Raw genomic sequence first — 26002 nt, forward strand, 5'->3', positions numbered from 1 at the left:
TTATTTACATATTGAATGAATATTTCCTTGTTTAAACAATGGAGGAAATAAGGAGTTTTTATGAAGGTTAAGCTGTGAGATATTCAGATTGCGCTGAAAATAAGGAGAGATTTATGCACCTGAGCATTACAGATAAAGTCACGGCTGAAGAAAAAGAAGAATTATTAACGGGGCTAAGAGCCTATAACGCGCAGTATTTAGATCTGGCGACGTTTAGTGGCGATATTGGCGTATATATGCGAGACGACAATGGCGTCATGCTGGGCGGGTTAATCGGCGTACGGAAAGGCGACTGGCTGAACATCGACTATCTGTGGGTCAGCGACAGCGTGCGGGGAACGGGCGTGGGAAGCCAGCTTATCAAAACGGCTGAAGAGGAGGCCCGTCGCAAAGGCTGTCGTCACGCGCTGGTGGATACGGTCAGCTTCCAGGCGCGTCCGTTCTATGAAAAACAGGGTTATCAGGTGCAGATGTCCTTGCAGGATTACCCTTATCAGGGAATGCAGAGACACTATCTGTCCAAAAATCTTTAACCGCCGATCCCGGTGCCTATCACGGCTAACACGTGGCGCACCACGATCTCCGGCGAGAGGGCGCTAAGCCTCTCGTCATTGCGCATGCGGGAGAACGGCACCAGCACCAGGCTCAGCAGCGTAGTGAACAGCAGTTCGGGGGCCAGCGCCGGATTCAGCTTTCCTTCCTGCTGCCAGCCTTTGATGGTTGCCAGCGTGGTGTGATATTTCTCATCGCCAAAGCGTGCCTGCAAATGGGTGCGCAGTACCGGCATCTCGCCAATCACCTCCTGCATCCACAGCGGGGCAAACCAGCGATACTTTTCAGCCAGTTCGGCCAGCACCCTGACCATTTCCGTCAGGGCATCCACCGGCGAATCCCGGTTGTCGGCGAAAATCGCCCCGATCCGCTCGCGTAACGGCAGGAAGCGCTCCTCAATCATCGCATCCAGCAACTGTTCTCTGGAGTTGAAGTAGTAGTGCAGCATGGCGGGCGTCACGCCTGCTTCGCGGGCAATAGCGTTCAACGACGTATTGGCGATCCCCTGGCGGGAAAAGAGATTCAGGGCGATATCCAGCAGCTGTTCACGGCTGGCGGTAACGCGCTTGCCGCCGCGTGGCCGACCGGGGCGGCGGGGTTCAGAATTGTCCTTTTGTGCTGACATGGTCACCGTATCTCTTGATCTTATTCATCACTTCCACAAATATTAATTATACGATTAATTAATTTCAAGTGATGTCTTATGGAGTCCGACGTAATGACTCAACCTGCGAAAAAGGCGCCGTCGATTAAGCTGCTGTTCAGCGCACTCCTGCTGGTGATGCTGCTCTCGGCGCTGGATCAAACCATTGTTTCCACCGCGCTGCCGACTATCGTGGGTGAGCTGGGCGGGCTGGATAAACTCTCGTGGGTGGTAACGGCCTATATCCTCAGTTCGACCATCGTGGTGCCGCTGTACGGCAAATTCGGCGATCTGTTTGGCCGAAAAATCGTTCTGCAAATCGCGATTGTGCTGTTCCTTGTGGGGTCCGCGCTGTGCGGTCTGGCGCAGAACATGACCCAGCTGGTGCTGATGCGCGCCCTGCAAGGGCTGGGGGGCGGGGGGCTGATGGTGATCAGCATGGCTGCCGTGGCGGACGTGATCCCGCCTGCCGATCGGGGTCGCTATCAGGGGCTGTTTGGCGGCGTGTTTGGCCTGGCGACGGTGATAGGGCCGCTGATCGGCGGGTTTATCGTTCAGCACGCATCCTGGCGCTGGATTTTCTACATCAACCTGCCGCTGGGGCTGTTTGCGCTGCTGGTGATTGGCGCGGTTTTCCACGGCAGCGCGCGGCGCAGCAAGCATGAGATTGATTACCTGGGGGCGATTTACCTCAGCATGGCGTTGCTGTGCATCATTCTGTTTACCACCGAGGGGGGGACGATCCGCCAATGGAGCGACCCGCAGCTGTGGTGCATTCTGGCCTTCGGCCTGACGGGGATCGCCGGGTTTATCTACGAAGAGCGGCTGGCGTGGGAGCCGATTATCCCGCTGTCGCTCTTCCGCGACCGCAGCTTCCTGCTCTGTAGCCTGATCGGTTTTATTATCGGCATGTCGCTGTTTGGCTCCGTCACTTTCCTGCCGCTCTATTTACAGGTGGTAAAAGACGCCACGCCGACGCAGGCCGGTTTGCAGCTCATCCCCCTGATGGGGGGGCTGTTGCTCACCTCCATCATCAGCGGGCGCATCATCAGCCGTACCGGGAAATATCGTCTGTTCCCGATCCTCGGCACGCTGCTCGGCGTGGTGGGGATGATGTTACTGACGCGCATTTCAATCACCTCTCCAACCTGGCAGCTTTACCTGTTTACCGGCGTGCTGGGCATGGGGCTGGGACTGGTGATGCAGGTGCTGGTGCTGGCGGTGCAAAACAGCGTGTCAGCCGATCAATACGGCGTCGCGACGTCTGGGGTGACGCTGTTCCGCTCCATTGGCGGGGCGATTGGCGTTGCGCTGTTTGGCGCGGTGTTCACCCATATTCTGCAATCAGGTCTGATCGACAGGCTGCCGGAAGGGGCGGAACTGCCGCGCGAACTTAATCCCGTTGCCATACACCATCTGCCTGATGCCCTGCGTCTGGACTATCTGGATGCGTTCGGCTCGGCGATCCATGCGGTGTTCATGCTGGCGGCGGGGATTATGGTGCTGGCGTTTGTGTTGTCGTGGTTTTTGCGCGAAGCGCCGCTGCGTCGGCAGGCGTGAGGTTAGCGGTTCTGCTTGCGCCTGGACTACCGTAGCCTGATGCCCATCGCCCGGTGGCGCTACGCTTACCGGGCCTACACTTCCCCCGTCACGTAGGCCGGGTAAGCGCAGCGCCACCCGGCAACAGGCCGCATATAACTTAACCGTCTTACTGATTCCTTTTCGTTTTTTAGCCTGCCGTCTCGTTGTCGATATAGTCTTCAAAACGTCTTTCAAAAGGAACTGTCTCGTGAAACTTCGAATGGGTGTGCTTCTCCTGACTGGCCTGCTGCTCGCGGGCTGTGACCAGGGCGGCAATGATGCCAGACACATTAAAGTCGGCGTAATCAATGGCGCTGAGCAGGACGTGGCGGAAGTCGCCAAAAAGGTGGCAAAGGAGAAATACGGTCTGGATGTTGAGCTGGTGGGCTTTAGCGGCTCGCTGCTACCCAACGATGCCACCAACCAGGGCGAACTGGACGCCAACGTCTTCCAGCATCGCCCTTTCCTTGCAGAAGATAACAAGGCGCACAATTACAATCTGGTCGCCGTGGCCAATACCTTCGTCTTCCCGATGGCGGGTTACTCCCGAAAGATTAAATCGGTGTCTGAGCTGAAGGACGGCGCAACCATTGCGATTCCAAACGATCCCACCAACCTTGGTCGCGCGCTGTTGCTGCTGCAAAAAGAGAAGCTGATTACCCTTAAACCGGATGTTGGCCTGCTGCCAACGGCGCTGGATATTACCGCGAACCCGAAAAACTTACAGATTATGGAGCTGGAAGGGGCGCAGCTGCCGCGCGCGCTGGACGATCCGAAAGTGGATGTGGCCATCATCAGTACCACCTATCTCCAGCAAACGGGGCTGTCTCCGGTACACGACAGCGTCTTTATTGAAGACAAAAACTCACCCTATGTGAATATTGTGGTCACGCGTGAAGACAACAAAGACGCTGAAAACGTGAAGGAATTTATCCAGTCCTATCAGTCGCCGGAAGTGGCGAAAGCGGCGGAGACCATTTTTAACGGTGGCGCGGTGCCGGGCTGGTAAGCCCCGGTAAAAAGGCCAGCGCTCCGCTGGCCGTCAAAGCGTTACGCGGGCATCGGTTCGGCTTTCGGGCCACAGAAAACCCTGACCAGACTGTGCGCCGGACGTGCGGGCGCGCGCCAGATCCCGCGAATTCTCGATGCCTTCGATAAGAATTGATTGCGCGATACCTGTCCTGACCTCCTGCACAAACGGGGCAAGCGGCGCGCGCTCGCGCAGTGCTGAACGGTCAATTTTTACCCCATCCAGCGGTAGCGCAAGCCGCGCGAACGCCTCAGCCAACTCCCGGGTTAAATCGTCCAGCCAGATTTGCCATCCCGCCTCTTTTAACCGAACAAGCGTGGCATGAAAACGACGTTGCTCAGCCTCGCTCAGCCGTGTGATGGTCAGGGGATCCTGAATTTCAATCGTTAACCGCTGCTGATGGCGTAACGCCAGCAACAACCGGATAGCGCGTTCGTCGAGAAGGTGTTCTGCCGGAAGGTTTAGCCAGTAAGCGTCCCGGGCGGGTATCTGTAACAGGGTGTTGGCCTGCCAGAAGAAGATTTGCAGCGCGCTGCGCGAGGGCAGCGAGGCAAACAGCACCTCAAGATTGACGTTATGGATCTCCACGAGAACTTCATGCGCGAACACCTGGCCCGAATGAAGATCGACAAGCGGCTGGAAGCGCAGCCCTGAGATACGTTGCAACAGGGGAGAGGGAAGAACGGTATACATGGAACAGCCTTCAGGAAATGAAAAAAAGGTTCCCGCGGACACGGGAACAAAAGGCAAACGACACACGGTCAAATTCTTAATTCAGGATCCAGCGAATGCTCTGGTAAAACGAGGGGCCACGCACGGCTTTAAGCTTGTTCATGGCGTTGTTCTTATAAAAGTAAACCAGCCTGACGTTACACCCCAGCTGACGGGCGATTTGCTTGGTTTTGAGATTACAGGAATAGCCGCGCAATACGCTGGCCTCCTCGCTGGACAGCCTCGCCTGGGTGCGTAAGCGGGTCGTCATGCCTACGTTGTAACGGCCAGACTCTTGCGGCGTCTGGCTCATCAGTATTTGCCACAGCGCTTTGATATCCCCCAGGGAGACTCTTTTGCTGATGACCCCATCAACATGTTTGAATTTCAAATAGCCGGCGGATAACGAATAGATATAGATCTTCGCCGTCACTTGTTTCTGTTTAATGCAGAGAATGTCGTCATTTGTCGTCACCCGGAAATGACGCGTATTCAACGGATCATAAATGATGATATCAAAGAGTTGTTCACTCATAGCAAGTTCTTCGATATGGGTAAACCCATGGAAAATAACGTCGTGTTTTTCATCAGGCTCACGCTTTCCAAGCGATTGCAGGCCAATCATCGTGAATTCGCAGCTGTCAACAACGGCAACGTGAATTGTTTTTTTATTTTGCATTGGCATTCTCCTTTCGCTGAGTAAACAGTCCATATAAGAGAAAATGGCGGTTCGCACTCTCTTATTAAAAGAATAGCGAGCACTTTTTTAAATAACGCGATGCGATGGCATCAATGTAAGCCAATACAAACCGGCGAGTAAAGCTGATGCCAATTATTAGAAGAAGATAAAATTGAAAAATGGTTTTAATGGTATATGTAATTGTTTTAATCTTCTTATAATATTCATGACAGGTTTTTATTCTGTAAAGGAGTGGATATTAAGTGTCAGGTAGTTGATTAATGGAGTTGATACACTGTTTTATCAGTGGGTTATTGCTGTTTCTGTGAGAAAAGTTGTGATCGTGGCAGGATTATCGACAGGGCTTAATCTGCGAGAGGAAACGGCGTGCAGAATAAAATAGAATTTTTTCTATAAATTTAATGTCCTTGTTCAGATTTTTAGGCCTGAGAAGGATAAAATCCTGGCGCGAAGAGGTTGTGAGTGGTGAGTACATAAACTATTATCATTTTCCTCCGGTCACGAGAATTTAGAAAAGACATGAATAATACTGAACGTATCGTAAGGGTAATGGTGTTTTATAAAATAAATATATTTAAAGAGATAATATTCCGGGCGCTCCAGGATCTTTTACCCGATTACGTACTGAACATTACTCAGGTCGATTCCACAGAACAGGCGCTGGCGGCGGTGGCGGATAATAGCGTGGATGTTTTCTTCACTGAATTTAATTATCTGCTTAATCATAAAGAGTGGAGTGCGGAGGTCAGCAGCCGTTTTACATCTTTATGTAAAACCCATCACGTCAGGCGTGTTCTGTTGGTGCCCAGCTGCCTTACGGGCTGTTAAAAAAAGTTCTGGAGATGAAATTTGAATTAACCATCAGTCAGCAGGATGAATTGACTGAACTGAAAAAGGAATTACCCGCGTTGCTCATGGCGGACGGGCAAAAACCGTCGATCTCTTCGTGGCTCAGGCGGGTAATGCGGTCCGGCTCCCGGGCGCGCTCCATCCTCTCGGCCAGAGAGTGGGAGGTGCTTCATCTTATTGTGGAAGGATTTTCAACGACGGAGATTGCCCGTCATCGAAACCGTTCGGTCAGTACCATTGCGACGCAGAAGCATAATGCGATGAAAAAGCTGAATCTTTCCAACCACAGCGAACTGATTAAGTATGTGCAGACGGTTGGAAAGATGGAGGAATAGTCCACATCAGGGGTAGATAATATTCAGCGTAGCCGATGTATTGATCTTACCCTGGCTCACCTGGGCGGGTGCCCACACGTAATAGTACGCCGCCATCGGAAGGGTGAAATGTTCGTCCAGCGCCGCGCCAGCCGCCACGCTGAAGATCATTGTGGCGTTGCCACGGCTGGTGGTCGAGGTAGAGAAGGTCACCGGCGTTTGCGGGGCGTCACGTTTTATCAGGCGGAGCCCCACGCCCTGCGCCGCGCTACTGCTGCTGTCGATCAGCACCGAGCTGTCGGTCGAAAGCAGCTGCGTGCTGGACAGAAACATCTCAATTGCCCGATCGGAATTGCCATTAACCCCGACGTTCTGACAGCTCATGTTCAGTGAAAAAGGCGTCAGCCCCGGCTGTGAGGATGCACTGAGCTGGGGAATGCCGAGCGTCGGCAGCGCCACGGTCAGCCCCGCATTATCAAAGGAACAGGTAGTCAGTTTTGGCGCGTATTTGATGATCATCGGCTGACCAAACATATCGCGGTTGTCGTAAGGCCACTTGAACCCGCTGAATAACCACTGCGCTATCTTGATGACCTGATTGATTGGCCAGGTGATGATTTCCCAGATAGATAACCCGCTCATGTCGCTGACGAACAGAACGTCGCTCATGTTCGCCGTATCCCCCGTCAGGGTGGTGCCGCTCTGGTTAACGAGGGTGAAGCGAACCGTAAACGGTGTATTCAGCTCAGACGCCGTATGGCTACCGCTGGCAGACAGGGTTTTATTGGCCGGGGGATTGGTGATCTCCGCCCGCACCATATACTTGTTGTTGCTGAATCCGAGGATGGTCGCGTATTTGCTGTCGGTCGAGAGGATCGGCGTGTAAGAAAATTCGCTATTACCCGTCGTACAGTTGAACGAGCCGCTGTACTGGGTGGTGAAGCTGCCGGTCCATGTGGGCGTGGCCGGGCTCAGCTTATCCGATAAATCAATGGTAATCGGTGTGCCATAAACGATGCTGCTGCCGGAGCAGGTGGCATAGCTCATCCCGCTAACGCTGGTGAGGAGCAGGAACATGAATGATCGTAACATTTTGATAATCCGTAATTAATGGCAAACCGATGAGGGGCTGTTCAGCCCCCAGGCCGGGGAGGAGATTTCGCACTTTCCGCCGCGGAGATGCACGTTGAGCGCGCGTGGCGGCTGTTCAGCACGGATATACAGTACGCTGGCCTGTCCGACATACCCGACAGATTCACCATGTTCATCCAGCACTTCGGTGCCAAAGGGCAGCGGTTTGCCGTCGGCGCGCGTCGCATGAAGTACCCATGACTGGCGCTTGTCGGTTTCAAAGCGGATATAGCTCACCGCCCCGTCGTAAGGAGCCACGTTAGCCATATTGCCGATCACCTCCGCGCCAGCGCTGTTTTCCGTTTCAGTTAACGTAATGGCGTTTTTGCGATACGGGGTGGCGTAAGGCACCAGCGCCACGCCATCGCGGTTCGTCATAATGCTTTCATCGCCGTTCACCATCAGCCCCTCCGCCTTTGGCGCATCGACGATAGTCATGGTTGTGCCGGTTTCGTTTGAGGCGAGAACGTGCCACGGGTAGGCCACCAGGCTGCCGCGTCCGCTGAGCCCGGTCTGGCGGTAGTCGGAGGATTCGCTGTAAGAGCCACCGAGTGTCGCGAAGTTCGAACGGTACGCGGCGTTAACGCTTGCCGCATTTTTCCCCCCCCGCGCATTACTGCCGGAGAGGGTGTAGCTCAGTCGGTTCGACGCCAGCGCGTTCCCGCTCATGCTGATATTGCTCTGCTCGTAATGCGAATCGCTGGCCGTCAGGCTGGAGGTGATCCACGCATTATTATCAAACAGCGAGAACGGCAGGCTGAGGGAGAGGTAAAGGCGCGTCTCTTCTTCACTGTCCCTGTTCCGTACCCGGCTGGCCGACAGGGTATAGCTGGCGCGGCCGATGGCGTTGGAATAGCCCATCTGGTATTCGCGCGTGGTTTGCTGTGAGTTCCAGTAATCGCGCTGTGTGCCGGAGACAAACACCGTGCCCCAGTTATTGAGCAGGCGCTGATTAAGGTTAAGCGTAAAGGTATTCTTGGGCTGCGCCGCGCGCATGGCGTCCCAGGTGCTTAGCGACATGTCGGGCGCAACGCCAAACCGATCTTCATAGTCGTCGTACTGCGCTCTCAGGCGCTGATACCCTTCGCGCGAATAGAGCGCGTCGCTGAAGCTGTAATAGCCTTTAGTGGAATAGCGATAGGCCGCCAGGGTGAAGTTGGTGGCGGTGGTATCGATAAATTTGCTGTACGACACGCGATAACTCTGACCGCTGCTGGTGCGATCCTGTAGGGTGGTTTTGGCGTGGGTGACATCAAACGAGACCGCGCCAAAGGGAAGGTTCCACCCGGTACCGACAAGCCCGGCCTGGTAGTTATCGCTAATAATCGTCCCGGTATACCCGGTGATGAGGTTATTAAACCCGTAGCGCAGCGTGGCCTGCATGAATGCGGGTTCGGCATCGAGCGTGTTCTGATGCACTTTACCCGCCACCACGCTGTACTGACTCACCCCTTCTTTTAGCATCCCGGGTACGGCGGAAAACGGCACCGTGAAGGACTGCTGTGAACCGTCCGCTTCACGCACCACCACCAGCAAATCGCCCGCGGAGCCGGTAGGCTGAATGCTGTCGAGGGTAAACTGGCCCGGCGGCACATTCTCCTGATAGATCACGTTGCCATTCTGGATAACTTTCACCAGGGCGTTCGTCCGTGCCACGCCGTGAACCACCGGTGAAAAACCCTGCTGTGAATTTGGGCGCATCTTCATGTCCGACGCCAGCGACACGCCGCGCACGCGCAGGGAATCAAACAGATCGCCAGGAATATAAAAGTCACCCAGCGTCAGGTTGGATTTCAGCGAGGCCAGGGGACGGCGCAGGTAGCGGGTATTATTCTGCCAGCTACTCTCTCCGCTGGCCGTTTTCCGCCAGGCGCTGCTGTCGCGAAACTGCCAGCCGAACAGGTTGGCGCCGGAATCCAGCCCGGCATAAAAATCATCATTTGTGTCTTTCGCAGCGCCTTTCGCGCGGGTGTTGTACCAGGTCGTGTTCCACGAGAGCATCAGCGCCGGTATCCCCTCGTCCCAGAACTGGGGGGCAATGTAACCTTCTTCAGTACGCAGCACGGCCGCCTGCGGAACGGTAAGCGCCAGACTCAGGGTGCTGGTATCGGTTTTGACTTCACCGCCCTGAACCAGATCGCGCAGCTGAACCTGCCCGTGCGCAATGGCGGGCGCAGGCACGGACGTGGTGTTGATGCCAAGCGACCGGGCATCTTTCCAGGCAATGCGGATGTCGTCACGCTGCTCGCCGTAGATGACGGTATAACGTCCCTTCCAGCTGCCGTTTACGTAGATATCCATCTCCTGACTGCCGGCAGGCATGGCGTTGTTTTCGGAAAAGCGAGACAGATCGGACTCACCGGATGCGCCAGCAAGCAGGGAGGGATCAAACGAGACGGCCCCTGATTTATGCGAAAGCAGAAGCGTGCAGACTGCCAGCAGACAGAGTCTGTTTTGTTTCATTTTCATGGTGAGTCTTTCCGATCACTGACTGGTGAAAGTCCGGGTTTTATACGCGCCAAGATCGTCCACATACATCAGCTGGAAGGTCTGTCCGCGCTTAACCGTATTTTTTGCGGCGACCGTCAGCTGCCCAAACGGGGAAACCATAGGGGACTCCTGGAGCAATTTCGTTTTACCCAGCGAAATATTGGCGACCGTAATATGGAACGGACTGTTATTTGTAATGCGAAAGCGATCGCCTTCGGCGGCGAGCGCCAGTTTCGCCACCGCGTCATCCAGCGTGCCTTTCAGCGCAGCGGGCCGGTAAAAAAGTTTGATACGGGATTTAATCGCCAGCTGAACGGTATTCTGATTTTGCAGATTTTCAGGTCTGGGCGGAATGTCGAGAACATTCAGGAAAAAGACGGATTCGCGATCCGCAGGCAAGCTGGACGGCAGCTTTTTAATACGAAGCTGTTGGCCATTATGTTCGTTAACCTTTATCACTGGCGGCGACAGCAAAAACGGCACATTGGCTGTTTCCGGCGTGGAATTAATATCACCGTCATCTATCCAGGATTGCACCAGAGCGGGCGCATCGCCCGTATTCATTAACTGGACGATCACCTCTTTGTTATTTTCAGGATAAAGGACACGGGTGCCATTAATGACAATATTGGCCCATGAGTGACCGGTGCTTAGCAGTAAGCCTGCCAGCAAAATTGCCTTGCGCATGATTGCAACCTTAAATACAGGCTCTGCGAAAACAGAGCCTGAATAATCATTATTACAGGTAGGAAATGGTATACGTTACGTTGGAGCTTAACTCGCCCACGGTGGCGGCAGCGGCGTTCGTTTTATAATAATAAACATCCAGCGTCAGCGTCTCGGAATCTGGCGCGGTCGCTGTACCCATAATATCTGTGGTGTAAGGCTGGTTCAGGGTAATTGGCGTAGACGAACCTGGCTCCACTAACGCAAAACCGACATTACGTGCCACGCTGGCATCGCTTTCGTTCACGCTGTTATTCAGCAGGTATTTACCGTCAGTGGAAATATTATCCGCGCTGGAGAAATACACTTTCAGCGGGGTGCCGGTCGTTCCGGCTGCTGGTGAACAACCTGAGAAAGTCAGCGCAATAGATTTTTTATTCTTAGTGATCAGGCCAACCGTCGTGCCTGCATCTTTTACCGAAATAGGGGAAAGCGCAACGGTAAAGTCTGCGCTTTTACCGCCGTTAATGGTACAGGTTGTATCGGTAATAGCGCCGGTAAAGTTAATGATACCACCCGCTGAATTGTCTGCGGCCACTGCGCTGGTAGAGGCAATAGCGGCGGCCAGCAGTGATACGGTCATGATCGATTTGAACATGATAAACTCCATGAAGATTTGTGTTATTTAAAATGAATGTTAATCGGCTACACATGTCCCTGATGTACCGGCTAGACGCATGGCGACTCGGGAGAATGCTTTGACGATATTATGTTGCACTAAAAAAGTACATAACAAAACATTATTCCAACAATTTCTAAAGTTTAAGATTATAATCTTGTGTGTTAGTTTTTTTTAATGTTTTAACCTAAATGCGTTGGTTCAAATATTTTTATTAATGATTTAATAATTGTTAATTAATGAAGCTTTATGAATTCATCTCTCAATTAATATCACGCGACTTGACCACACAAACTTTAGACTTATTATTGCCTGGCAAATGCACATAATTTTAACAATGGCGTAATAATAATATGAAGTATCTCATTGATCTTACAATGCTTTATGAAGTCGACACCGGTATGATCATGATTAATGGAGAGGAAGAGTCATCCATTAAGTTATCTAACCAGGCGGGTCGTCTGCTTTATGAACTTATCATCAATAATGGTAAAACTCTCGACAGAGACGACCTGATAAAGAAGGTCTGGGAGGATCATGGTTTCTCTGGTTCTTCGGTGAGTCTGAATGTTGCCATAAGTGAAATCAGAAAAGCATTTCGTACATTAGGATGCGACCCTTTACTGATAAAAACGATACGTGGCAAGGGATTTAGCCTTGCCGCGCATATTGAACACCACACGGTCAGGCCGCCGGTTGTTTCAACGCTTAGTGAACAATCTGCCTCTGAATCATTCGATACGCTAGCGCATAAGAAAGATGCCGATCCGCCTAAACAATTAATATCGCTGCACAGACTCTTTATTTCTCTCTGCACCTTATTACTGATTACCGTTATCGGCACCGCTGTTTTACTGTTGCACCAAAGGGATTCCTATGCCGAGAGCCTGAAAGATTCTGATATGCATCTGCTCGGTAAAGTGGACCGGTGTACGGTATACCTGATCGATAAGAATATGTATCAGCCGCGACAGCACTACTTTAATCACGTAAAAGAGGTCATCGCCAGTCAACATATCGACTGTCAACATCAGGTTGCAGATGCTTACTATTCCAGGTTTAAAAAGTCGCAGATAGAAAATTATTTCCTGGCCATCTGTTATCAGCAGGACAGTATCGACGATTATAAGAACTGCATTTCTTACAGAAGCCTGACCGGGAGTTAAAATATGTCAAGGACTAAAATGAGTGTACTGTTCAGTATCGTACTGGCGCTGTCTGTCATCGCGTTGTTATGGATCTATTTTACCAGAACGCAGGATGAGGGGTTTGGCTGCCAGTCAGATACCATTTCCTGGAAAACCTATTCCACGGGTGAGTCAACCGATATGTCGCTAACCACGCTTTTCCTGTTTAACAACAAAGATGTTGTGACGGTTATTCATAAAGGCGTGCTCAAGAAAGAGGGCAAAAGCTACCTGATTGACCGAAATTACACGCTCAGCGTGGAAAAAGTCGATGGAAGCAATATCTTTTATATTAAGGATAAAAAGCTGAATAAGTCTGAAGATGATGCGGCGCCGGATGGCGTTGTAAACGAAATGTTACTTGATAATATCAACTTCTTCTATATTACCAGCGTAAAAAAACATGCGTGGTTAATTAAGGGGCTGGTGTTGCCTGTAATGATGTGTGTGGCTGTCCCGACGTCCTGATATTTCTCTTTATTAAAAAATCGATATTTATCTATTACTCGGGAAAGTGAGTAATTTACTCAATACGTAACAATAAGATACGAGAAATTTATTTATATTTTTATTGTTGCTCTCCGTCGAGTGAATTTTTCTGTATTGCCTCGTTATTTTGCGGCTGTCTATACTCCGCCTCGAAAAAGGGGCTCCCCTTTTTATACACGTGGATTCTTTTTTGAAGGACTAAATAAATGAACAAACTGAACGCTATCGTTCTGGGCTCCCTGCTGTCTGTTTCTGCCCTGAGCGCAGTTAATGCAGCAGAAACGACGGCTTCTGCCACATGGCAGGCAACCGCGACCAAAGACAGCGAATCCGATCTGGTTGTTACGCCAACGCGTGCTCTGAACTTTGTTTACAGCGCCAACACCAAATCTTTCAACACCGACACCGGTCTGTTTGATGTGGCTATCCGTGGCGATCACTCTACGGCGACCAGCTTCAAACTCGAAGCTATCCTCGACGATTCAAACAACACGCTGTTCAGCGTGGGTGGTGAAGCGACCAAGCTGAAAGTGGGTGCGCGTTGGGGCGGTAACGACCTGGGCTCTATCGGTGGCACCGTGGGGGCGAAATCAACCGCATGGACCACGCTGGTTGATTCCTCTTCTAACACCGGCGTCTCTTCTGGCCTGTGGAACCTGACCACCAGCGCAGGCGCGGCGGCAGATACCGAAATTACCGGCCAGGACAAATTTGTCTTCTACGTTGACTCCGCTCAGGACAACGCCGGTACGGCGAAAGAGTTCAAAGACCTGACCAACAGCCTGTGGGAAGGGACCGTGTCTGTTGCGTTCCGCGCAACCTGGGGCTAAGGCCTGATCGATCCAGGGGCGCAAGCCCCTGTTTAGGGAAATAGCATGTTTAACCTCAAATCCGCCTTCTTATTTTTATTATTTATCTCTTCCTCCGCGCTGGCCATTAATGTGGGAAAAGTCACCACCATTATTTCTGCGGATGCTGACTCCACCGCCAAGGAAATAAAAAACGAAGCAGACAGCGTGCGCATTGTTTCTGTTCGCGCACAGCGGATCAGCAGCCCAATGGATGAAGGGATCGTCATCAATCCGGAGAAAGTGGACGAACTGTTGCTGACGCCCACGCGCATGGTGATGCCCGCCGGTACCAGCAATATCGTCAAATTTTACTATCACGGGAACGCCGATAACAAAGAGCGTTACTACCGCATTACCTTCACGGATGAAGGGGTAAGCGAAGAGGTGGACAGCGGTTCGCCAAAAAACGGCACCGGGATGACGCGCGCGGTGGTGAGCACCATTCTGGTGGTTCAGCCCCGGGATAAGAAGATTGATTTCGTCTATGTGGCGGGAAAAATAACCAATAAAGGGAACACCTCGTTTCGCGTCAATGCGACCGGGACCTGCCTGAAGCCGAATCCGGAATCCCCCGGCACGCCGTGTAGCAAAAACTTCTACCTGATGCCAGAGACCTCGCGCGCTATCGAGGATATCAACGTTACGGATAACCATTTTCATCTCGGAATATGGGACCTGAAACAGTTCATTCCTGTTAAGTAAGGATGCATGGTGAAAAATAAATTAGTGTTGCCGGTGATGATGGCTTGCGCATCCGGCACGCTGCCCGCGCTTGCGCATGCAGCCTCAAGCTCCGTGGTTATCGCTAATTACCGTTTTCCCGACTCGCTTTATGCACTGCTGGAGCAGGGGATCAAAATTCCCGTCTATCTGGTGAATACGCGTCCACACTCAGCACAACAAGGGAACCACGAAGGCACGGCGAGCGAATATGTTCGTATCGGTGACGTGACGCTCTTTGCAAAAGATCTGAAGCTGGGGCTGAGGGACGTTCAGGTCCAGGAGTCTGATAACGGCATTCGTCTGTCAAAAGAGATGAGAACGTTATTGCAGAGCATTAACGATAAGCAGTTTGATGACCAGATGCGCATTCCGGTAAGTACGGGGTCCGCGTTCGAGCTGGATCAGAAAAAAATGCGCCTGTTGCTGAATCTGTCGCAGAGCGACTACGGGGTGAATATTCGCCCGCGTGAGGTGGACATTGATGCGCCGGAGTCTGACGACCTGAGCGGCACGTTCTCCTACAACCTCGGGGCGTATCACACCGAGAGCGGCTACGGTGACAGCTGGTCGTCGGGCTATCTGAACGCGAGAAACTGGATCTCAATGGGCGTCGATCATGTGCTGATCGACGGCTCTGGCTACGTCAACGAGAGCAGCAGCGATACCCAGATGAATGCGGTTATGTGGGAGCGCGACTATCAAGGGATGCGCTACGCCGCAGGCATGCTGAACGGCTGGGCGATGCAGTCTCTGGCGAGCGTCAGCGGGATTTCCGGCGGTGAAGTCTACGGCGTTTCCATGGGCAACCAGGCCAACTCCCGCAAACGCGATAACACGCTCTCTCTGACGCCGGTGGTGGTCTATTTCCCCACGGCGGGCGAGGCCCGTATTCGTCGTGACGGGCAGCTTATCGGCATTCAGCGCTTTGACGTCGGCAACCATGAAATTGACACCAGCAGCCTGCCCTACGGGATCTACAGCATCGAAGTTGAGGTGGTGAGCGGAAGCCGCACCGTGTCGCGTAGCATGTACACCGTAAATAAGCCGTTCTCCAGCAACGTGTCGGAAACGCTGCGCTGGCAGATGTGGGGCGGGATGTATAGCCGCGATAAATCCGTCGTCAATTATAAAAAATACGCGAAACGCAAAAACGAGCAGGACAACACCTACTACTACGATTACGACACCAAACATAAAGACACCATGTCGCTGGTGGGAGCCTCGTTCAGCAAGCGCAGCGGGATGGTCGACTGGAACGCCTCCACCTACATGATGCGGGAACACATCGTCAGCGAGCTGTGGGCCTCCCTGAACCTGACGGGCTATTTCTCGGTGAATACCCAGACCATGGCCGCCTCCGACGGAACCTATCGCGCCAACTATGGGGCGAATCTCAGCCTGCCGTGGCAGATCGGCTCGGTGTGGTACTCCCATGAACAGCTCTCCAGTGGCAAGTTCCTCGATATCTATGAGAGCAAGGGCAATACCTGGGGCGCCTCCTTTAGCCTGCCGTCGTTCGGTCTGCCCTCGGCGGGCAACCTGAGCCTGATGCGCCAGGAGGACGACCTCTATCGCTATAAACGCTATCAGCTGGACTACTCCCAGGGGTTATACGCCGGTCGCTACGGTACGGCGCGCCTGCGGGTGGGAATGTCGCGCAACAAATACGACGGGTATTACGAAGAGAAAGATCGTTACGTGATGCTCGATTTCGCTATACCGCTCGGCAATACCGTGTCGGTTGGCGTTTCCCACAATCGCGATACCGGCACGGCGCTGAACGTCAGCGCCAGCCGCCAGTTTGAAGGCGATTACCTGAAATCGGCTACCGCCAACGTCTCGAAAGCCTTTAACAGCCGCCAGGATCGCAGCGTAAGCGGCGGCGGCAGCGTGAACTTCGACACGCCGTGGAACAGCAACATCCTCAGCGTCCAGAGCGGCATGAGTAAAGGCTGGAACTCCACGCTGACCAGTGACGGCAGCGTGGGCTGGTCCAAAGAGGCCATCGCCGCCGGGAAAGGCACCGAAAGCGCAGGGGTGATTGTCAGTACCGGTCTCAAATCTGATGAAGCGCTGACCCTGAAGCTTAACGGCCGGGCAGAACGCATCAAAGGGGATAAGACCTGGCTGTCGCTGCCGGCATACCAGGCTTATGACCTGGAAGTGATGAACAGTGAAACCGGTACGGAAAGCTATGAGATTGGCGCGAATGCGCGTCGCCATATCACGGTTTATCCGGGCAATACCGTGGTGATGAAGCCGCAGGTGAAGAAAATCGTCACTCTGTTTGGTCGTCTTGTGGATGCAAACGGGGCCCCGATTGGCGCCATGCAGATCAAAAACCACGTCGGGCTGACCCGGACGGAAAACGACGGACGCTTCGTGATCGACGTTGATAAGAACAACCCTGTCCTGAGTATCGCCACGCCGGACGACAGCGTCTGCGAAGTGCGCCTGGACATCGAGTCTAACCGCGGTGCGCTGTGGCTTGGGGACATCTCCTGCGACAAAGGCGATTTCGTCTGGCAGGAAGCAAAAGGAACGCAGGAACGTGACGATGAAAAAGATATTCGCTCTTAATTTACTGCTGATGAGCGCGGCGGCCCAGGCGCAGGAGCTGCCCTATTTCGCCATTAATAACCCGGACAATAACGGTACGGGAAACAGCGCGGGGCTGTTTAGTCTGAACAGCACGTCGACCGCGTTTTTACACGGTTCGCGCGAGTGGCCGACCCTGAGTGCGAAAACGAATAACGGTATCGCCACTTACATCCCGGACAACAGCTTCAACGGCCCGGCAGGCAGCGCGTTAACTATCGACTTTTCGGTGACCGGTTCCAGCGCTTCTCCGTTCTTTAAAGGGACGGCGTGTTCCTCGTCCTGCGGCAACACGGGGTACACCCCGACGACCAGCTATACCGACACGTCGATGGTGGTTAAGCCGCCGGTGATGGAGCCCGGCACGTCATACGGGCGCTGGGTACTGGGCGATCCGTTCTTTAACTATTTGCTCAACGCCGCGCCAGGGGATGAAGTGACCATCACCTCCACGCCGCAAATCAGCTCCATCAACAAAGTGACCACCACCAATACGCTTCACAAGGTGGGCACGCTGACCATGACCAACTCCAGAGCGCTTAACCTGGGTATTGACCCGATCAGCGGCGAGGTGACGATTGTCGATGGATCAACGGGGGCCACCTGCACCAAGTACACCCGTAACACGGTCTCTGGCGTCCTGTGCGACCTGCTCGAATACACATTTGTTGGGGAAGATATCTCCGGTTACAACGGAGGGCTGGCGCTCACCTCTTCCCGCGTCAACAGCGTGCTGCAATCGCACATGAGCGGCGGCACCGGGCTTGCCGCCGAGCTGACCTTCGATGAAAACACCTGGTACAGTATCTCCGGCGGTATCCTTAGCGATACGCGTGTCCTGGCGAACACCTTCCTTGCAGCGCCGCAGAAAAAGGGCGGCAAAGCGTACCTTAAAATCTTTTTGCCGAAAGCGTTAATTCTGAGCGTGGCGCAGGCGAGGGACGGCAGCAACATTGGCAATATCGTCAGCCTGTGTCTGACGCCCGGCAACAGCTCGCTGGCGGCGGATTTCTGCTTCCAGCCGGGGGGCGGCCTGGTGATTAACCCGATCGAACCCGGGCTGGAAATTGTGCCAGACAACCCGGATTACACCCTCGATCCTGACGGTCTGGGCGGCTCAGGGAAAGGCATTATCGGCGAAGCGCCCATTGAGATCCCCTACACCATCACCTACAGCGGGGCGCAAAAAGATGCGGCGATTGCGGTCACGGTAAAAGTCACCGGGCCTACCCAAAGCCTGAATGGGGTGGACTACTGCGCCTTTAGCGGCAACGGCTTTACGGTTCCCATTCCGGGCAACGTGCTGGTGGGGAAAAGCCAGACGCTGATGGCGCACAACTGTAAAGGCGAAGTACTGTCGATCCCGGCGCCGGCCACCCATGCGGAAGAGTGGGACAAAATGAGTTCCGGCGTGACCGATATGTGGCTCTGGAAAACACCGCTGATCCTCCAGTTCGTTATGGATAATCCGGTATCGAAAACCACCTATGACGGAAATAGCTGGTTTGGTGAAGTGACCGCGCAGGGAAGAATAGATGTTAGCGCATCCTGGAATTAATCAACCATGACTGGAAAATTCCTGGCTATTTTTGCAATAAATTGCTTCATTTCCACAGGGGCAAATGCTTTAATTATCGAAAGTCTGAATATTGATTTTCTTCCCGAAAGAGAAGTTGTTTTTCAGCCGATAAAAAACGATACCAGCGAGCGTCAGAATTATACCGTGTCGCTTATTCAGGTAGACGTTCCTAAAGAGAAGGGAAAAGAAACCGAAATAAAAGACGGCGAAGTCATGTATTCGCCTAAGCAATTAACGCTGGGGAGCGGTGAACGCGCGGGTTTTAAATTTTATTATACCGGCCCGCATGACAACAAAGAGCGATACTATCGCGTAAAATTCACCGAGACGCCGCTCCAGGCAAAGGTTATCACGCGCAAAGGCCAGCGCATCCAGTCGGATGTGGTGGTCTCGCTTGAGGCTATTTTGATTGTCCGCCCATGGACACGACATTTTGATTATGCGTTTAGCAACGGGGTGGTGAGTAATACCGGGAATACCTATTTTAAATATGTTTCCTCGGTCGGGTGCAGTACGCAATACAACAATTCAAAATATATTCCACCGGGGCAACGGCTGGAAATAGATAATGCCGGGCAGGCTGCAAGGCGGATGATTATTTATGGCAATAAAATCATTCCGCTGACCACCTGCCCGTAGCAACCGCTTTCCTTCATAAAAGGAAATTAGCCTTTAGCATCATGCTAAAGATCCATCACTACAGGAGATAAAAATGAAAGCGATTTCATTCGTAGAAGCGAAAGACATTATTGGCGGCGCGTTAAACCCGTTCGCTGGTCTGGTTAAAGGTGCACAGCTGGGTTACGACACCGGCGCCAGCATCATGGGCATGGTTGGCGGTGTGGTTGGCGGAGTTCTGGGTGGCGCAATGGGCTTCCTGGGCGCGCTGGTTGGTAGCTACAACTAATTCACGTTAACAGGAAAAGTATCATGCAAGTTATCGATTTCAAAAAAGCACAGGCCATCATCGGTGGTTGGGATCCGTTTGCTGCCGCTATTCAGGGCGCAAGCGCGGGCTATAACGCGGGCAGCCAGATGTTAGGCGCGCTGGGCGGCACCATCGGCGGCGTATTCGGCCTGGTGGGCGGCTTCATCGGCGGTTTCTTCAGCGCCTAAGCGAGAAGCACGTTGTACGCATGGCCCGCATTGCCGGGCCATTTTTTTATTTCAGCCACGGATCATTATGTTTTCGCTCTTTCAGTATAAAAAACAGGGTAAGACCCCTGTTATTCGCCAGCATGAATTTACCGAATGTGGACTGGCCTGCCTGGCGATGGTGTTGGGGCACTACGACCACCATGTCTCCGTCAGCCAGCTGCGCCGGGAGATTTCCGTTTCCGCCGATGCGGGAACCTCAATGGCGGAATTGATGACCCTTGCCAGCGATAAAAATATGTCTGGCCGGGTGCTTAAAGGCGAAATCACTGAAATAGAAACGTCTGAGCTGCCGCTCATCGCCTTCTGGCGCGGCAACCATTTCGTGGTCATCGTGAAGATCGACAGCCGCAGCGTGACCGTTCACGACCCGGCCAGCGGCGTGCGTCGTTACCGTCTGAAAGAGGCGGAAAAACTCTTTTCCGGCTATGTGCTTGAGCTTAAGCCCACGCCGTGCTTCGAAAAGAAATCCCCGGATGAAAAGCTCACGCTTGGCCGTTTAGCCAATAAATCTCCGAGCCTGTTCCAGCGCCAGCTGCTGCTGTTTGTGCTCTGTATTTTTACTCTCATCACCATGCTGGCAAGCCCCACCTACGTGCAGCTGATTATGGATGAAGCCATTTCCCGCAGCGACAGCGATCTGGTGATCCTGCTCACCGCGATCTTCGCTATCGTCTTTATCTTTGAAGTCATCGGTAAATTCCTCAAGCAGCTGCTTGAGATCCTGATGCGTAACATTGCCTATGACGATTTAAGCCAGTCCGTGCGCCACTACATGCTGCGCACCCAGACCAGCTGGTTCCGCTCGCGCCCGCCGGGCATCGTGCTGGCTATTGAGAAATCGCTCCACGCCTGCGCGGAGTTCATCAGCAATGGTTACGTGCAAATTCTCTTTTCCAGCCTGATCGCCGTCACCAGCCTGCTGTTTATGCTGCTGTATAACGTCAAAATTGCGCTGCTGACAATGCTGCTGATGGGCGTGTTTTTTCTGATCCGCTTTTCGCTGATCGGCCCCTATCAACGCGCGGTGGATGACTCCATCGAGCGCACCGCCCAGTATGAGTCTCTGCTGGTGGAGACGCAGAAAGGGATCATAACGCTCAAAGCGAACAACATGGAGCAGGCCCGGGATGCGGTGATGGACAAATCCCAGCGCGAGCACATCGCCGGGCTGATGCGTAAAGAGCGGCTACTGGCCCGCTTTGACGTGGCTTCGCTGCTGGTGATCAATGCCGAGCAACTGCTGGTGGTCTGCTTTGGCGCGTGGCTGATCCTGGAAGGGCAGATGAGCATCGGGATGCTTTACGCCTATATCAGCTATAAGCGCTATTTTTCCGATGCCATGGTGCAGGTGGCGCAGAAGCTGCTGGACAAAAATGCCCTCAAGGGGCCGCTGGATCGCGTGGGCGACCTGCTATTTGCCCCCTCTGAAACCAGCCAGTTTGGGAAGCGGATTGTCACCTCGCCGGTCTGTCTGCAATTTGAGGATGTCTCATTTGCCTATCCTGGCCGGGAGGCCACGCTACAGCATATCAACATGACCCTGAAGCAGGGCGAAGAGGCGGTGATTGTGGGCCAGAGCGGGTCGGGAAAAACCACGCTGCTGCGTCTGATCTCCGGCATGCTGCTGGCATCGTCTGGCACGCTGCGGATCAATAAGATCCCCATTGAGGAGTGCGATCTTTCCTCACTGCGTCAGCACATCCGCATCGTCCATGCGGACGATATTCTCTTCACCGGCTCGATTCTGGACAACATCGCCTGCTTTGACAGCGCACCGGATAAAGAGCAGGTCATTGCCGCGTGTCGGCTGGCGGAGGTGGACCACGTCGTCGCCCGGCTGCCGCACGGCTACGAAACGGAGATGCTGCCGGGGAACACCTTTTTCTCTGCCGGGGAGATGCAGCGTCTGGTTCTGGCGCGCGCCCTGTACAGCCAGCCTAAGCTTCTGCTCTGTGACGAAGTGACGGCGAACCTGGATAAAACGACCGCGCAGAAAGTGCTGGCGAACCTGCGTAGCCTGGGGATTGGCCTGGTGTTTGTCACCCACTCGCCGGACGTGGTGGGCTGTCAGGGGCGTCTCTATACCATGGAAAACGGCACCCTGCGGGAGAGTGAGCAATGATGCTTTTGCCGCGTCTCTATGCGCGACTCTGCGCGCGCCAGGCCGGGCGCACGCTGCTGGCAAACCGGATCACGCAAAACTACAGCCAGTTTATGCGCTGCCCGGAGGCCGATGTTCCGGCTGATTTTCTGCATCAGAATGCGCATGAGCTGAGCGGGTTTAACTTCGTGGAGCAGATCTTCCCGCCCGCGCTTTGGGCGCGCAACGTTCGTTTTGATCTGCACGGGTACGTGGCGCAGTGGACGCGGGAGCAGGCATTTTACAGTTCATCTCGCACCCTGCTACTGGGCATGCGCTGGGCGGGCTTTGGTCTGATCGTGGATGCGCTGCTCGCCACCGCGCCAGCCGATGTGCGCTTTCAGTTTATTACCCGTCACCCTGCGCTGCATAAGCTGATGGCCGCGCACGAAGGCCGACGCGCCAGCTCGTTTTTCGCCCCTCACCGCCTGGTGACGGTGCTGCTGATGGACGAACGCCTGCCGGATGCGCCGCTGTTCTCCACCCAAGCAGGGGATCAAAAGGCGTGGTTAACGGACGTCTCAACGCGGTTTTTATCGCGCTATGGCTACAGCGTCCGAACGCTGCTGCCGATCTGTTCGCTGCACGCGGCGGAGTTTGGGCTGGAGAGTCAGGCGTATGCGCCGGAGGATTACCGTCAGGCCGCCGCCGACACGCTGAACGCGCTGCGCAAAACCCCCACGCTCTGGAGTGCATGGGATGATCTTTCAGTGATTTATCATGGATGACATATCGTGAAATTAAAAAACCGAAGCGGACAGCGGCGGGCGCTGATCCCGCATCACTTCTCAAAAAGCTATCACATCAACGCGCCACGGCTGAAAGCCGTGCTGACCTTGTTCATCGCCTTTTTTCTCTGCCTGCTGGTCTTTGCGATTGTCTTTAATTTTTCGGAAACCACGCTGGCACGCGGGGTGTTGATCCCGGCGCAGGGCGATGTGGAAGTCCGCGCCAGAGAGTCCGGTACCCTTGTCGATTTTGCCGTCCGGCCCGGTCAGTACGTGAAGGAAAACGATCCGCTGTTCACCGTGTCGCAGGACTATGGCGGCAAGCAGGGCTCGGTGGTGCAGTTTGACCGCCAGCAGATGGAAGCGGAGAAGAAGCGCAGCGAGCAGCGCATTCAGGCCATTGAGGACTCGATTGCGTCGTATCGCAAAAATCTGGCGCAGCAGCTGGCTCTCACCGACAAGCAGATCGCCGTTTCCCGCGATAAGGTGAAGAAGCTGCGCGCGCTGTTAAAAAACAGCACCGACACCTACGAGGCGTGGAAATCCGTCTCCGGGAAGGGCTATGTCTCTAGAGTGGATCTCGATAAAAGCCACAATGATGTGCTCAATGCGCAGCTCAACCTGACGCTGGAGGAGAGCACTATTCTTGAGCTTGAGGCACGCAAAACCAGCCTGACCGACAGCACCCAGTCGCAAATTGACTCTCTGAGCGAAGAGCAGCTGTATGTGAAAAACCGCATCAGCGAAATCGATCGCAACCTGTCCAGCCGGGGAAGTTCCACCATGGCGATGCTGGCCCCTTCCGATGGTTACGTGGTGGCGATTAACTTCCCGCCTGGCCGGGCCATTACGCAAAATAGCGAGGTGGTGGTGGTGATCCGTAAAAATACCGCGGCGACGATGGAGGGGTACCTGTATGTTCCGGCAACGGGGGTGGGGCGCGTGGCGAAAGGCGATAAGGTTAAGCTGCGCTTCGACTCCTGGCCCGTGGACAAATACGGTTCGGTGGAGGCGACGCTGTCCGATTTCTATGAGGTAAACATTGATGCCCATTCGGCGCTGATCCCGCTCCAGGAAGGGCAGAACTACTACCTGGCTAAAGTGCGCGTCCCCTCCTGGTTTACCGACCCGGACAAGAAAAAGCGCATGCTGATGGGCGGGATGACGGTGAACGCCGATATCGTTATCGATCGTAAGCCGCTTATCAATCTGCTGATTGCCCCGCTGGAAAGGGTGCGCAAGCGGTTTATCGATTGACCCGATTTCATCGATCATCGCCCTTTGGCCCACATTCTTAACGGCACCCTGGGGCTATTCTCCTTCTCATACCAACCGGAGGATAGCCCATGAACATTACGCAAATTCGCAATGCCACCCAACTGATCACTTACGCGGGAAAACGCTTTTTAATCGACCCAATGCTGGCGCCAAAAGGCACTTATCCGGGTTTTCCCGGCACGGCGCGGGCTGATATTCGCAACCCGATGGTCGAGCTTCCCGTTGACGTTCAAACGCTTCTGGATGCTGACGCGGTGATCGTCACCCATACCCATGCCGATCACTGGGATCAGTACGCCGTTGAGCTGATCGCCAAAGGCAAGCCGATCTACGTGCAAAATGATAGCGATGCCGCGCTGCTGCGCAGCCAGGGATTTACCAACCTGACGATCATGACCGGGGAAACAACATACGGCGATATCCGGATAGTGAAAACCCACGGCGGCCAGCACGGTACTGACCGCGCTTACGCCGTGCCGGAGCTGGCAGAGTTTCTGGGGGAAGCCTGCGGCATGGTGTTCCGTCATCCCGATGAGAAGACGCTTTATATCGCAGGGGATACCATCTGGCGCGATGCGGTGGCGGCCGATCTGCAAAAGCACCAGCCGGATATCGTCGTGCTCAACGCCGGTTACGCTCATGTCATTGGGTTTGGGCCGATTATCATGGGGGAAGAAGATCTGCTTAACGTGCATTTCCTGCTGCCGCAGGCGAAAATCGTGGCGACCCATATGGAAGCTATCAACCACTGCCTGCTGACCCGCCGCGCGCTGCGCGAGTATGTTGACGCCAACGAGATAAGTGACGCGGTGAGCATTCCTCAGGACGGCGAAACCGTTATATTCTGAGTGTTAAAGGGGAAAGGAGAGACAGATGCCGCTTGTTAACGTTGCTATTGTCGCGGTGGACGGGTTTAGCCCGTTCCACTACTCCGTCCCCTGCATTCTGTTTGGCGATACGGTATCCGGGGAAAAGCGCTTTAACGTTACGATCTGCGCTGAAAAACCGGGATTCCTGACCTCGAAAGACGGTTTTGCCCTGCATGCGACGCAGGATTTTTCTGCAATCGCATCGGCTGAAATTGTGGTTGTACCCTACTGGCAGCACGTGCTGGAGCGCCCGCCTCAGACGCTGCTCGACAGCCTGGTTCAGGCCAGAGACAACGGGGCGGAAATTGTTGGGCTGTGTCTGGGATCGTTTGTACTGGGCTATGCGGGCATACTCAGCGGCAAACGGGCCGCCACCCACTGGGAGTTTGAACACCAGTTTCAGACGCTGTTTCCGGACGTTCGACTGGACATCAACGCGCTCTACGTGGACGACGGCAATGTGATCACCTCGGCAGGTACCGCCGCCGCGCTCGACTGCTGTTTGTATATCATCCGCCAGCGCTTTGGCAGCGTTGTCGCCAATCAGATTGCCCGCCGGATGATCGTCCCGCCGCACCGCGAGGGCGGGCAGGCGCAGTTTATTGCGCAACCTGTGCCGAAAGATACCCGCGACGGGCGGATTAACTGTCTCATTGACTACCTTCAGCAGCACATTTCCGAACCGCATAACCTGGATTCGCTGGCGGACGTGGTGTCGATGAGCCGACGCACGCTGACCCGCCATTTTATCAAGGCGACGGGCATGAGCGTTGCCGACTGGCTTACCGCCGAGCGCCTGCGGCGCAGCCAGATCCTGCTGGAGTCCGGCAGTCTGCCAATCGAAAGCGTCGCTGAGCAGGTGGGGTTTTTATCAGCGGTGACGTATCGGCAGCAGTTTAAGGCGCGCTTTGGTGTCAGTCCGGCGGAGTGGCGTAAGACGTTTCGCGTTAAGCCGTATGCAGCGAAAAATAATGCTGGCGCGATGGAATAAAAAAACGTGGGCGGCTTCTTTGCCTTTAAAGCTGGCGGCAATGGATATGCATAAGACGGGTTACA

At 54.0% G+C, this 26002-nt stretch carries 26 protein-coding genes; 19 read left to right on the top strand and 7 right to left on the bottom strand.

Going from position 1 to position 26002, the window contains the following annotated elements; genetic code table 11:
• The first annotated feature begins 113 nt into the window (after positions 1-113).
• The gene (locus ACOTXL_RS10965; protein ID WP_022650109.1) at positions 114-533 is read left to right on the top strand and encodes a GNAT family N-acetyltransferase; all 420 of its coding nucleotides are present in this window, start codon (positions 114-116) and stop codon (positions 531-533) included.
• Here the strand turns inward: ACOTXL_RS10965 and ACOTXL_RS10970 are convergent.
• Positions 530-1177, bottom strand: a complete 648-nt coding sequence (locus ACOTXL_RS10970; RefSeq protein WP_003861018.1) for a TetR/AcrR family transcriptional regulator — start codon at positions 1175-1177, stop codon at positions 530-532. The two genes, ACOTXL_RS10965 and ACOTXL_RS10970, sit on opposite strands and share 4 nt — an antisense overlap.
• A 78-nt stretch (positions 1178-1255) precedes the next feature.
• Here ACOTXL_RS10970 and ACOTXL_RS10975 point away from each other — a divergent pair, with 78 nt between their 5' ends.
• Positions 1256-2755 carry an MDR family MFS transporter gene (locus ACOTXL_RS10975; protein WP_032608159.1) on the top strand — a complete coding sequence of 500 codons (1500 nt, stop codon included), beginning with the start codon at positions 1256-1258 and terminating at the stop codon, positions 2753-2755.
• Between the two features lie 241 nt (positions 2756-2996).
• On the top strand, positions 2997-3785 hold the full coding sequence (gene nlpA / locus ACOTXL_RS10980; RefSeq protein WP_080338180.1) for a lipoprotein NlpA: 789 nt from the start codon (positions 2997-2999) through the stop codon (positions 3783-3785).
• Between the two features lie 33 nt (positions 3786-3818).
• On the opposite strand, the gene ACOTXL_RS10985 is transcribed toward nlpA, so the two are convergent.
• Together ACOTXL_RS10985 and ACOTXL_RS10990 are read right to left on the bottom strand one after the other, a co-directional pair.
• A complete protein-coding gene (locus tag ACOTXL_RS10985) occupies positions 3819-4499 on the bottom strand; it encodes an EAL domain-containing protein (RefSeq protein ID WP_045342664.1) in 681 nt (226 codons plus the stop codon).
• Positions 4500-4575: 76 nt separating this feature from the next.
• Positions 4576-5196 (bottom strand): LuxR C-terminal-related transcriptional regulator, encoded by a 621-nt coding sequence (locus ACOTXL_RS10990; protein ID WP_410031826.1) that lies wholly within the window; start codon positions 5194-5196, stop codon positions 4576-4578.
• 540 nt (positions 5197-5736) lie between these two features.
• Between ACOTXL_RS10990 and ACOTXL_RS10995 the strand changes: the two genes are divergently transcribed.
• Positions 5737-6045 carry a hypothetical protein gene (locus ACOTXL_RS10995; protein WP_228041289.1) on the top strand — a complete coding sequence of 103 codons (309 nt, stop codon included), beginning with the start codon at positions 5737-5739 and terminating at the stop codon, positions 6043-6045.
• 14 nt (positions 6046-6059) lie between these two features.
• Positions 6060-6401: a response regulator transcription factor gene (locus ACOTXL_RS11000; protein ID WP_228041290.1), complete on the top strand. Its 342-nt coding sequence runs from the start codon at positions 6060-6062 to the stop codon at positions 6399-6401.
• A gap of 6 nt (positions 6402-6407) precedes the next feature.
• Here ACOTXL_RS11000 and ACOTXL_RS11005 read toward each other — a convergent pair whose 3' ends face one another.
• Genes ACOTXL_RS11005 through ACOTXL_RS11020 form a run of 4 tightly spaced genes read right to left on the bottom strand, consistent with a single transcriptional unit; the run spans position 6408 to position 11325 of the window.
• A complete protein-coding gene (locus ACOTXL_RS11005; RefSeq protein WP_022650114.1) occupies positions 6408-7472 on the bottom strand; it encodes a fimbrial protein in 1065 nt (354 codons plus the stop codon).
• A 15-nt stretch (positions 7473-7487) separates the two neighbouring features.
• A complete protein-coding gene (locus tag ACOTXL_RS11010; RefSeq protein WP_045346058.1) occupies positions 7488-9980 on the bottom strand; it encodes a fimbria/pilus outer membrane usher protein in 2493 nt (830 codons plus the stop codon).
• Positions 9981-9995: 15 nt separating this feature from the next.
• Positions 9996-10688, bottom strand: a complete 693-nt coding sequence (locus ACOTXL_RS11015) for a fimbrial biogenesis chaperone (RefSeq protein WP_045350370.1) — start codon at positions 10686-10688, stop codon at positions 9996-9998.
• 52 nt (positions 10689-10740) lie between these two features.
• A complete protein-coding gene (locus tag ACOTXL_RS11020; protein ID WP_022646579.1) occupies positions 10741-11325 on the bottom strand; it encodes a fimbrial protein in 585 nt (194 codons plus the stop codon).
• Between the two features lie 374 nt (positions 11326-11699).
• Between ACOTXL_RS11020 and ACOTXL_RS11025 the strand changes: the two genes are divergently transcribed.
• The 14 genes from ACOTXL_RS11025 (at position 11700) to ACOTXL_RS11090 (ending at position 25937) form a co-directional block, all read left to right on the top strand.
• The gene (locus ACOTXL_RS11025) at positions 11700-12512 is read left to right on the top strand and encodes a winged helix-turn-helix domain-containing protein (RefSeq protein ID WP_022650116.1); all 813 of its coding nucleotides are present in this window, start codon (positions 11700-11702) and stop codon (positions 12510-12512) included.
• Positions 12513-12530: 18 nt separating this feature from the next.
• Complete coding sequence (locus tag ACOTXL_RS11030) at positions 12531-13001, top strand: hypothetical protein (protein ID WP_003860998.1); 471 nt, start codon at positions 12531-12533, stop codon at positions 12999-13001.
• 227 nt (positions 13002-13228) lie between these two features.
• Positions 13229-13852 (top strand): common pilus major fimbrillin subunit EcpA, encoded by a 624-nt coding sequence (locus ACOTXL_RS11035; RefSeq protein ID WP_003860995.1) that lies wholly within the window; start codon positions 13229-13231, stop codon positions 13850-13852.
• A gap of 45 nt (positions 13853-13897) precedes the next feature.
• A complete protein-coding gene (locus ACOTXL_RS11040; protein WP_022650117.1) occupies positions 13898-14575 on the top strand; it encodes a hypothetical protein in 678 nt (225 codons plus the stop codon).
• 6 nt (positions 14576-14581) lie between these two features.
• Positions 14582-17176: a CS1-pili formation C-terminal domain-containing protein gene (locus ACOTXL_RS11045; protein WP_045350369.1), complete on the top strand. Its 2595-nt coding sequence runs from the start codon at positions 14582-14584 to the stop codon at positions 17174-17176.
• Positions 17154-18752 (top strand): hypothetical protein, encoded by a 1599-nt coding sequence (locus ACOTXL_RS11050; protein ID WP_045350368.1) that lies wholly within the window; start codon positions 17154-17156, stop codon positions 18750-18752. Before ACOTXL_RS11045 ends, ACOTXL_RS11050 begins: the two co-directional genes overlap by 23 nt.
• Before the next feature lie 6 nt (positions 18753-18758).
• Positions 18759-19412: a hypothetical protein gene (locus ACOTXL_RS11055; protein WP_006812468.1), complete on the top strand. Its 654-nt coding sequence runs from the start codon at positions 18759-18761 to the stop codon at positions 19410-19412.
• Positions 19413-19485: 73 nt separating this feature from the next.
• Positions 19486-19680 carry a hypothetical protein gene (locus ACOTXL_RS11060; RefSeq protein ID WP_022646586.1) on the top strand — a complete coding sequence of 65 codons (195 nt, stop codon included), beginning with the start codon at positions 19486-19488 and terminating at the stop codon, positions 19678-19680.
• Between the two features lie 23 nt (positions 19681-19703).
• A complete protein-coding gene (locus ACOTXL_RS11065) occupies positions 19704-19889 on the top strand; it encodes a hypothetical protein (protein ID WP_001196016.1) in 186 nt (61 codons plus the stop codon).
• Positions 19890-19956: 67 nt separating this feature from the next.
• The gene (locus ACOTXL_RS11070; protein ID WP_017383654.1) at positions 19957-22053 is read left to right on the top strand and encodes a peptidase domain-containing ABC transporter; all 2097 of its coding nucleotides are present in this window, start codon (positions 19957-19959) and stop codon (positions 22051-22053) included.
• Positions 22050-22799 carry a hypothetical protein gene (locus ACOTXL_RS11075; protein ID WP_045332981.1) on the top strand — a complete coding sequence of 250 codons (750 nt, stop codon included), beginning with the start codon at positions 22050-22052 and terminating at the stop codon, positions 22797-22799. The genes ACOTXL_RS11070 and ACOTXL_RS11075 overlap by 4 nt, the downstream gene beginning before the upstream one ends.
• 6 nt (positions 22800-22805) lie before the next feature.
• The gene (locus ACOTXL_RS11080; RefSeq protein WP_022650120.1) at positions 22806-24056 is read left to right on the top strand and encodes an HlyD family secretion protein; all 1251 of its coding nucleotides are present in this window, start codon (positions 22806-22808) and stop codon (positions 24054-24056) included.
• An 89-nt stretch (positions 24057-24145) separates the two neighbouring features.
• A complete protein-coding gene (locus tag ACOTXL_RS11085) occupies positions 24146-24925 on the top strand; it encodes an MBL fold metallo-hydrolase (protein WP_045350367.1) in 780 nt (259 codons plus the stop codon).
• A 25-nt stretch (positions 24926-24950) separates the two neighbouring features.
• Positions 24951-25937, top strand: a complete 987-nt coding sequence (locus ACOTXL_RS11090; protein ID WP_022650122.1) for a GlxA family transcriptional regulator — start codon at positions 24951-24953, stop codon at positions 25935-25937.
• Positions 25938-26002 lie beyond the last annotated feature (65 nt).

The sequence above is a fragment of the Enterobacter cloacae complex sp. IR5402 genome (genome assembly GCF_049238125.1).
Taxonomy (GTDB): Bacteria; Pseudomonadota; Gammaproteobacteria; order Enterobacterales; family Enterobacteriaceae; genus Enterobacter; species Enterobacter hormaechei_C.

Coding starts and splice junctions, on each gene's coding strand:
- ACOTXL_RS10965 (WP_022650109.1), top strand. CDS start 114: ATGCACCTGAGCATTACAGATAAAGTCACGGCTGAAGAAAAAGAAGAA.
- ACOTXL_RS10970 (WP_003861018.1), bottom strand. CDS start 1,177: ATGTCAGCACAAAAGGACAATTCTGAACCCCGCCGCCCCGGTCGGCCA.
- ACOTXL_RS10975 (WP_032608159.1), top strand. CDS start 1,256: ATGGAGTCCGACGTAATGACTCAACCTGCGAAAAAGGCGCCGTCGATT.
- nlpA (WP_080338180.1), top strand. CDS start 2,997: ATGGGTGTGCTTCTCCTGACTGGCCTGCTGCTCGCGGGCTGTGACCAG.
- ACOTXL_RS10985 (WP_045342664.1), bottom strand. CDS start 4,499: ATGTATACCGTTCTTCCCTCTCCCCTGTTGCAACGTATCTCAGGGCTG.
- ACOTXL_RS10990 (WP_410031826.1), bottom strand. CDS start 5,196: ATGCAAAATAAAAAAACAATTCACGTTGCCGTTGTTGACAGCTGCGAA.
- ACOTXL_RS10995 (WP_228041289.1), top strand. CDS start 5,737: ATGAATAATACTGAACGTATCGTAAGGGTAATGGTGTTTTATAAAATA.
- ACOTXL_RS11000 (WP_228041290.1), top strand. CDS start 6,060: ATGAAATTTGAATTAACCATCAGTCAGCAGGATGAATTGACTGAACTG.
- ACOTXL_RS11005 (WP_022650114.1), bottom strand. CDS start 7,472: ATGTTACGATCATTCATGTTCCTGCTCCTCACCAGCGTTAGCGGGATG.
- ACOTXL_RS11010 (WP_045346058.1), bottom strand. CDS start 9,980: ATGAAAATGAAACAAAACAGACTCTGTCTGCTGGCAGTCTGCACGCTT.
- ACOTXL_RS11015 (WP_045350370.1), bottom strand. CDS start 10,688: ATGCGCAAGGCAATTTTGCTGGCAGGCTTACTGCTAAGCACCGGTCAC.
- ACOTXL_RS11020 (WP_022646579.1), bottom strand. CDS start 11,325: ATGTTCAAATCGATCATGACCGTATCACTGCTGGCCGCCGCTATTGCC.
- ACOTXL_RS11025 (WP_022650116.1), top strand. CDS start 11,700: ATGAAGTATCTCATTGATCTTACAATGCTTTATGAAGTCGACACCGGT.
- ACOTXL_RS11030 (WP_003860998.1), top strand. CDS start 12,531: ATGAGTGTACTGTTCAGTATCGTACTGGCGCTGTCTGTCATCGCGTTG.
- ACOTXL_RS11035 (WP_003860995.1), top strand. CDS start 13,229: ATGAACAAACTGAACGCTATCGTTCTGGGCTCCCTGCTGTCTGTTTCT.
- ACOTXL_RS11040 (WP_022650117.1), top strand. CDS start 13,898: ATGTTTAACCTCAAATCCGCCTTCTTATTTTTATTATTTATCTCTTCC.
- ACOTXL_RS11045 (WP_045350369.1), top strand. CDS start 14,582: ATGGTGAAAAATAAATTAGTGTTGCCGGTGATGATGGCTTGCGCATCC.
- ACOTXL_RS11050 (WP_045350368.1), top strand. CDS start 17,154: ATGAAAAAGATATTCGCTCTTAATTTACTGCTGATGAGCGCGGCGGCC.
- ACOTXL_RS11055 (WP_006812468.1), top strand. CDS start 18,759: ATGACTGGAAAATTCCTGGCTATTTTTGCAATAAATTGCTTCATTTCC.
- ACOTXL_RS11060 (WP_022646586.1), top strand. CDS start 19,486: ATGAAAGCGATTTCATTCGTAGAAGCGAAAGACATTATTGGCGGCGCG.
- ACOTXL_RS11065 (WP_001196016.1), top strand. CDS start 19,704: ATGCAAGTTATCGATTTCAAAAAAGCACAGGCCATCATCGGTGGTTGG.
- ACOTXL_RS11070 (WP_017383654.1), top strand. CDS start 19,957: ATGTTTTCGCTCTTTCAGTATAAAAAACAGGGTAAGACCCCTGTTATT.
- ACOTXL_RS11075 (WP_045332981.1), top strand. CDS start 22,050: ATGATGCTTTTGCCGCGTCTCTATGCGCGACTCTGCGCGCGCCAGGCC.
- ACOTXL_RS11085 (WP_045350367.1), top strand. CDS start 24,146: ATGAACATTACGCAAATTCGCAATGCCACCCAACTGATCACTTACGCG.
- ACOTXL_RS11090 (WP_022650122.1), top strand. CDS start 24,951: ATGCCGCTTGTTAACGTTGCTATTGTCGCGGTGGACGGGTTTAGCCCG.